The organism is Streptomyces sp. WAC06614 (genome assembly GCF_003949795.1).
In the GTDB taxonomy this organism is placed as follows: domain Bacteria; phylum Actinomycetota; class Actinomycetes; order Streptomycetales; family Streptomycetaceae; genus Streptomyces.
This window is the reverse complement of sequence record NZ_RPRY01000339.1, coordinates 1-7,131: the sequence shown is the minus strand read 5'-3', so window position 1 is coordinate 7,131 and position 7,131 is coordinate 1. Positions and strand designations below refer to the sequence as shown.

At 73.5% G+C, this 7,131-nt stretch carries 4 protein-coding genes; all 4 read right to left on the bottom strand.

Translation table 11 applies throughout. The annotated features are described in order from the left end of the window. Nucleotides 1-686, bottom strand: a 686-nt coding sequence (locus EF918_RS29990) for a DUF4142 domain-containing protein (RefSeq protein WP_148141278.1), incomplete at its 3' end; no start/stop codon positions are given. Nucleotides 687-1,470: 784 nt separating this feature from the next. Continuing rightward, nucleotides 1,471-1,884, bottom strand: a complete 414-nt coding sequence (locus tag EF918_RS29980) for a PaaI family thioesterase (RefSeq protein WP_125652076.1) — start codon at nucleotides 1,882-1,884, stop codon at nucleotides 1,471-1,473. A 58-nt stretch (nucleotides 1,885-1,942) separates the two neighbouring features. After that, entirely contained in the window at nucleotides 1,943-3,973 is a 2,031-nt protein-coding gene (locus EF918_RS29975) for an NADPH-dependent 2,4-dienoyl-CoA reductase (protein WP_125652075.1), read from the bottom strand. A 97-nt stretch (nucleotides 3,974-4,070) separates the two neighbouring features. After that, on the bottom strand, nucleotides 4,071-7,097 hold the full coding sequence (locus EF918_RS29970; RefSeq protein WP_125652074.1) for a glycoside hydrolase family 38 C-terminal domain-containing protein: 3,027 nt from the start codon (nucleotides 7,095-7,097) through the stop codon (nucleotides 4,071-4,073). Nucleotides 7,098-7,131: the final 34 nt, after the last annotated feature.

Here is a 7,131-nt window from a genome sequence, read left to right as displayed (position 1 = left end):
GGCTGCGGGGGCGCCGTGGAGGCGGCATCGGCGATCAGGGCCTCGAAGTCGACCAGCCCGGTGTCCTCCAGCACCGTGATGTGGTCCAGGACGGTGGAGTTGGCGTCGGTGGCGAGCTGGCGGACCATGGTGTTGCGGGACTGCGCGCGGACCAGTGCCACGAGGGCGAAGACCTTGCCGTGGGCCTGGCGAAGGAGTTGGACGAAGCGGCGTTCGTAGTCGTCGCCGCGGGCCCGGCTCAGCTCGGCCAGCCAGCCCTGCTGCTGCTCGTTGGGCTGGTTGGGCAGGTCCAGGCCGAGGGCCTGGCCGACCTCGATGACCCGCCGGTCCAACTCGGTGTGTCCTTCGACGAGATGGTCCCCCGCGTGGCGCACCGAGGCCCGGGTCCCGCGCTGCTGGGCCTGTCGCCCCGCGGGCAGCTCCCACAGCCCCGCGAGCCGCACCTTGCGGACGAAGTCGCGGTCCTGCGCGGTCAGCGGCCCGTACGGCGTGCTCATGGTCCCGCCGCCGTCGTCCCCGGCGGCGGGCGCGGCGGCGGCCACGGGGGCCCGGTCGCCGTACTTGTCCACCGGGATCAGCAGCGCGATCAGGGTCAGGGTCAGGGCGCCGATGACGACGCCGCTGGCGACCGCGTAGCGGGTGGCGGCCGACAGGGTGCCGACGGTCCGTCGACGCAGAGACAGCACGGTTCCCTCCTCGTTCCTCGGCCGGGAGGGGGCGCCGTGACACGGGGCGGCGGACTGCCGCGGGGTGCGCACCCGAATTCCCGGGGTGCGAAGGGACGCTAGTGCCGCATGTGGTGCCGGGACTACGGGTCCATCACCATCGGATAAACATCCGGGCAAGCCCCCGAAGGCCTGTTATAGTCCGGACCCGCCGATTGCCGGCTCCGGCCCGGCCCGCGGCCCGGCAGCCCCGCCGATCCCGGGTCGCGCGACGGCCGAGGCCGACAGGTGTCCAAGGTCCCGTCCATGACGAGGACCACGCCCCCGTGCCCGTTCGATGTCGAGGCGCTCTTCCCGGAACCGGCCGCCTACCGTGGCACGACGACGCGCCTCCACCCGCGACCGGGCCGCCCGCAGGCGTCGGCCCGCTCCGTGGGTGGCCCGATGCAGTGGCCGGCGGGCGAGCCCTGGCCGGTGTGCGGCGAGGCCCACGGCCGTGGGCGTGGTCTGCGCCCGGCCGACGTCCACCGTCACCGGCAGGTGCTGACGGCCGCATGGGCCCGGGAACAGGACCCGGGCCCCACGGAAGCGGAGCGCACGCTCCTGCGCGAGCTGCGCCTCGAACCCCGGCTCCCGGGTGCGTCGGGGACGGACCCGCTCCCGATGATCGCCCTCGCGCAGTTGTACCCGCGCGATGTCCCCGACCTGCCGTCCTGGCCGGGCGACTGCGACGTGCTCCAGGTGTTCCGGTGCCCGTTCACCGCGCACGGTCCGGGCCGTCACGACCTGGAGGCCGCTGGAGGACTCAGCCCAAAAGGGCGTACACCGTGGAGGACTTGGCTGCCGGGGCCGGGTCGTCGGTGGGGGTCATGGTGATGTCGGCGAAGGCCAGGCGTTTGCCCAGTTTGGTCAGGCGGACGTCGATCAGGACGTCCGTGCCGGTCACCGGGCGTTGGAACGTGGTGGACTGCTGGACCGTGGTCATGGGGGCGTAGCCGCCACGGGCGGCGGAGATGGCGATGACCGTGGCGGTGTCGGCCGCGGCCATCAGGGCCTGTCCGCTCAGGCCTCCGCCGTCCCGGGCGAGGGTGTCGGACCAGGGCAGGCGCAGGACGGCGTGGCGGTCGCCGGTCTCCTGGACCGTGAGGCCCAGGGCCAGGACCCAGGGGGCGAAGTTGTCGGCGAGGATCTTGTCGGCTTCTGCGGGTGTGAGCGTCACAGGCGTGATTGTGGCGGCCCCGTCCGGGCCGCCACAATCCCGCGTGCTCCGGCTGCCGTCAGAGGGCGGCGGCCAGCTCCGTGCCCTGGCGGATCGCGCGCTTGGCGTCGAGTTCGGCGGCGACGTCGGCGCCGCCGATCAGGTGGGCCTCGACACCGGCCGCGCGCAGCGCCTCGTACAGGTCGCGGCGGGGTTCCTGCCCGGTGCACAGGACCACGGTGTCGGCGGGCACGAGGCGCGGTTCGCCGTCCACGGTGATGTGCAGGCCCTCGTCGTCGATGCGGTCGTACGTGGCGCCGGCGACGGTGACCACCCCGCGGTGCTTGATCTCGGCCCGGTGGATCCAGCCGGTGGTGACGCCGAGGCCGGCGCCGACCTTGGTGGTCTTGCGCTGGAGCAGGTGGACCTCGCGCGGCGGCGCCGGGCGCTCGGGGGCGGCGAGGCCGCCGGGGGCGCGGTAGGAGGTGTCGACGCCCCAGTGGCGGAAGTAGACCTCCGGGTCCCGGCCGGCGTCCTCGCCGCCGTCGGTGAGGTATTCGGCCACGTCGAAGCCGATGCCGCCGGCCCCGACGACGGCGACGCGGCGCCCGACGGGGGCGCCGTCGCGCAGGACGTCGAGGTAGCTGACGACCTTGGCGTGGTCGACGCCCTCGATCTGCGGGATCCGCGGGGTGACGCCGGTGGCCACGACGACCTCGTCGTAGCCGGCCAGCAGGGCCACGTCGGCGCGGGTGCCGAGGCGGACCTCGACGCCGTGGGCCCGGAGCTGGGTGCCGAAGTAGCGGATGGTCTCCTCGAACTCCTCCTTGCCGGGGATCCGCCGGGCGATGTCGAGCTGGCCGCCGATGTGGTCGGAGGCCTCGAAGAGGGTGACCGCGTGGCCGCGTTCGGCGGCGGAGACGGCGCAGGCCAGGCCGGCCGGGCCGGCGCCGACGACGGCGATGCGCTTCCTCGTGCGGGTGGGCCCGAGGACGAGCTCGGTCTCGTGGCAGGCGCGCGGGTTGACCAGGCAGCTGGTGATCCGGCCGCTGAAGGTGTGGTCCAGGCAGGCCTGGTTGCAGCCGATGCAGGTGTTGATGGTCTCCGGCCGGCCGGCCCCGGCCTTCGCGACGAACGCGGCGTCGGCGAGGAAGGGGCGGGCCATGGAGACGAGGTCGGCGCGGCCATCGGCGAGCACCTGCTCGGCGACCTCGGGGGTGTTGATGCGGTTGCTGGTGACCAGGGGGACGGAGACCGCGCCCATGAGCTTGCGGGTGACCCAGGTGTAGGCGGCGCGCGGGACGGAGGTGGCGATGGTGGGGATGCGGGCCTCGTGCCAGCCGATGCCGGTGTTGATGATCGTGGCGCCGGCCGCCTCGATCTCCTTGGCGAGGTGGACGACCTCGTCGAGGGTGGAGCCGCCGGGCACCAGGTCCAGCATGGACAGGCGGTAGATCAGGATGAAGTCCTCGCCGACGGCCTCGCGGGTGCGGCGGACGATCTCCAGCGGGAAGCGGACCCGGTTCTCGTACGAGCCGCCCCAGCGGTCCTCGCGGCGGTTGGTGGCGGCGGCGATGAACTCGTTGATCAGGTAGCCCTCGGAGCCCATGATCTCGACGCCGTCGTAGCCGGCGAGCCGGGCCAGGCGGGCGGCGCGGACGAAGTCCTCGACGGTCTGCTCGACCTCGGCGTCGGTGAGCTCGTTCGGGACGAACGGGCTGATCGGGGCCTGGAGGGCGGAGGGGGCGACCAGGTCCTTGTGGTACGCGTACCGGCCGAAGTGGAGGATCTGCAGCGCGATCTTCCCGCCCTCGGCGTGCACCGCGTCGGTGATCACCCGGTGCTCCTCGGCCTCCGCCTCGGTGGTCAGGCGGGAGCCGCCCTCCAGGGGGCGGCCGGCGTCGTTGGGGGCGATGCCGCCCGTGACGATCAGGCCGACCCCGCCGCGGGCGCGCTCGGCGTAGAAGGCGGCCAGGCGTGCGAAGCCACCGGGGTGCTCCTCCAGGCCGGTGTGCATCGAGCCCATGATCACGCGGTTCGCCAGGGTGGTGAAGCCGAGGTCCAGGGGGCTCAGCAGGTGCGGGTAGCGGCTCTGGGGGGTCGGGGTCATGGCGGGGCGCCCCCTCGCGCGGGGGGGGTCACCCTGTTGTAAGCGAGGAGGCAGCCCTTATGCAACTAGGTGCATAATCGCCGGGGTGCGGCGTCCGTCACGTCCGGTGCAGACGTACGGTGACGATCTGGAACGGGCGCAGGGTGAGCGCCACCGTGCCGTCCTCGCGCAGCGGCCCCACCGCGGTCGACTCCAGCGGCCGCTCCAGCAGGTCGGTCGCGGTCGCGGCGCCCACCGGGAAGGCGGTGGTGAGCACGGCCGCGGCCCGGCCGCCGCGGCACTCGTACAGCCGCACCAGCACGTCCCCGCCGCGGTCCTCGGCGAGCTTGACCGCCTCGACCACGACCGCCGGGTGGTCCACCGAGACCAGCGGGACGACCGGGCGCTCGCCGGGCACGGTGCGCTCGGGCAGGTTCAGCCAGTGCCCCTCGCGGACGGCGTCGTCGATCGTGGCGCCGGGGACCAGCGCGTGGCGCAGGGTGTGGGTGCCCTGGTCGGTCTCCGGGTCGGGGTAGCGCGGGGCGCGCAGCAGGGAGACCCGGACGGTGGTGGTCTGGCCGCCGTCGGGGCGGACGGTGCGGGTCACGTCGTGACCGTACGTCGCGTCGTTGGCCAGGGCCACGCCCCAGCCGGGCTCCTCGGCGTGGATCCAGCGGTGGGCGCAGATCTCGAACTTGGCCGCGTCCCAGGAGGTGTTGGTGTGGGTGGGCCGCTGGACATGGCCGAACTGGGTCTCGGCGGAGGTCCGTTCGGCCTTCACGTCCAGCGGGAAGGCGGCCTTCAGGAACTTCTCGCGCTCGCGCCAGTCGACCGTGGTCGTGAGGTCGACGGTCCCGGCGTCCGCGCGCAGGGTGACCGACTGGGTGGCCGTCGAGCCGTCCCCGAAGGAGCGGGTGACCGTGACCGTGGCGGCCTGCCCGGTGTCCTCGGTGACCTCCAGGGTGTCGAGGTCCACCAGATCGGTGACCTGGTGGCGGTAGTACTCCTCGATGTCCCAGGCGTCCCACATGGTGGGGAAGTCGGGGTGCAGCTGGAGCAGGTTGGCCGCCGCGCCCGGCGCCAGGGTCTCGCGCCGCGCCCGCAGGTCGTACGCCGAGACGATCAGGCCCCTGCCGTCGACCTCCACCAGCAGCAGGCCGTTGGCCAGGACGTACCCGCCGCCGTGCCGTTCCTCCAGCGTCACCGGCGCGGCGGCCGGGGCGGGGGTGCCCGCTCCGCCGGCCGGGACCCCGCGCCGGGCGTGCGGGGCGCAGTTGAACACGAGCGGGGTGCTGCCCTGGCCGGCGAGGGCGAGCTGCGCGGCCAGGGTGAGGGCGGACAGCTCCTCGCGCACCCGTACGTACGTGGCCCGGGCCTCGCGGTGCACCCAGGCGATCGAGGAGCCGGGCAGGATGTCGTGGAACTGGTGCAGCAGGACGGTCTTCCAGATCCGTTCCAGGTCCTCGTAGGGGTAGGCGTACCCGGGCACCCGTACGGCGGCGGTGGCCGCCCACAGCTCGGCCTCGCGCAGCAGCGACTCGCTGCGCCGGTTGCCCCGCTTGGTCCCGGCCTGCGAGGTGTAGGTACCGCGGTGCAGTTCCAGGTAGAGCTCACCGGCCCAGACCGGGGCGTCGGGGTACTCGGCGCGGGCCTTGTCGAAGAAGGAGTCGGGGCGTTCGACCTCCACCCGCGGGGAGCCTTCGAGATCGCGCTGGCGGCGGGCCCGGGCGAGGTGTTCGCGGGTCGGCCCGCCCCCGCCGTCACCCCAGCCGAAGGGGACCAGGGAGCGCGAACCGCGGCCCTTCTCGCGGTAGGTGCGGGCGGCGTGGGCGAGCTGCGCGCCGCCGAGGTCGCTGTTGTAGGTGTCCACGGGCGGGAAGTGGGTGAAGACCCGGGTGCCGTCGATGCCCTCCCACCAGAAGGTGTGGTGCGGGAAGGGGTTGGTCCGCGACCAGGAGATCTTCTGGGTCAGGAACCACTGGGCGCCGGCCAGTCGCACGATCTGCGGGAGCGCGGCCGTGTACCCGAAGGAGTCCGGCAGCCACACCTCGCGCGGCTCGATCCCGAACTCGTCCATGAAGAACTTCTTGCCGTAGAGGAACTGACGCACCATCGCCTCGCCGCCGACCATGTTGGTGTCGGACTCCACCCACATGCCGCCGACCGGGACGAACTGCCCGTCCGCGATCTTCTTCTTGATCCGTTCGAACAGCTCGGGCCGGTGTTCCTTGATCCAGGCGAGCTGCTGGGCCTGGGACATGGCGAAGACGAACTCGGGGTGGTCGTCCATGAGCTGGACCACGTTGGCGGTGGTCCGGGTCACCTTGCGGACCGTCTCGCGCAGCGGCCACAGCCAGGCCGAGTCGATGTGGGCGTGCCCGACGGCGCTGATCCGGTGCGCCGAGGGCGCGGCGGGGGTCGCGAGCACCTCGGCGAGTTCGGCGCGGGCGGCGGCGGCCGTGCCGGGGACGTCGGCCAGGTCCAGGGCGTCCAGGGCCCGTTCGAGCGCGCGCAGGATCCCGTGGCGCCGGGCGTCGGAGGTGTCGAGCTGCTCCATCAGCTCGGCGAGCACGTCGAGGTCCTGGACGAGGTCCCAGACCTCGGTCTCGAAGACGGTCAGCTCCATCCGGGCCAGCCGGTACAGCGGCTGCTCGCCGCTGGTGCGCCGGTCGCCCTCGTACGTCGGGGCGTGCGCGACGAGGACGGGGTTCGAGGCGGCCTCGACGTACCACTCGATCCGTTCGCCGCCCTCGGCCCGGTCGGCGACCCGCACCCAGTCGTTGTAGGGGTTGAGTCCCTTGACCTCGGTGCCGTCGGCCCGGTGCACCAGGCCCTCGCACTGGAACCCGGGCATCATCCGGTCGAAGCCGAGGTCGAGGACGGCCTCGACGGTGCGGCCGGCGCACTCGACGGGGACGGTGCCGGTGACCTTGAACCAGGTGGTGCCCCAGGCCGGCCCCCAGGTGTCCCCGACCGCGCAGGGCCCGTACGCCGCCGCCAGGGCCTCGGTGACCGGGACGGGCTCGCCGGGGACGTCCCAGCGCTCGACCGTCAGCGGGAGCACCCGGGAGTGGACGGCGGGGCGGACGCGTTCGTCCAGGACGCGGCGCAGGCGCTGTTCGGTGATGCTGCGGTCGTCGTGCATGGCGGCTCCTGTGAGGGTCGACAGGGGTGGGGCT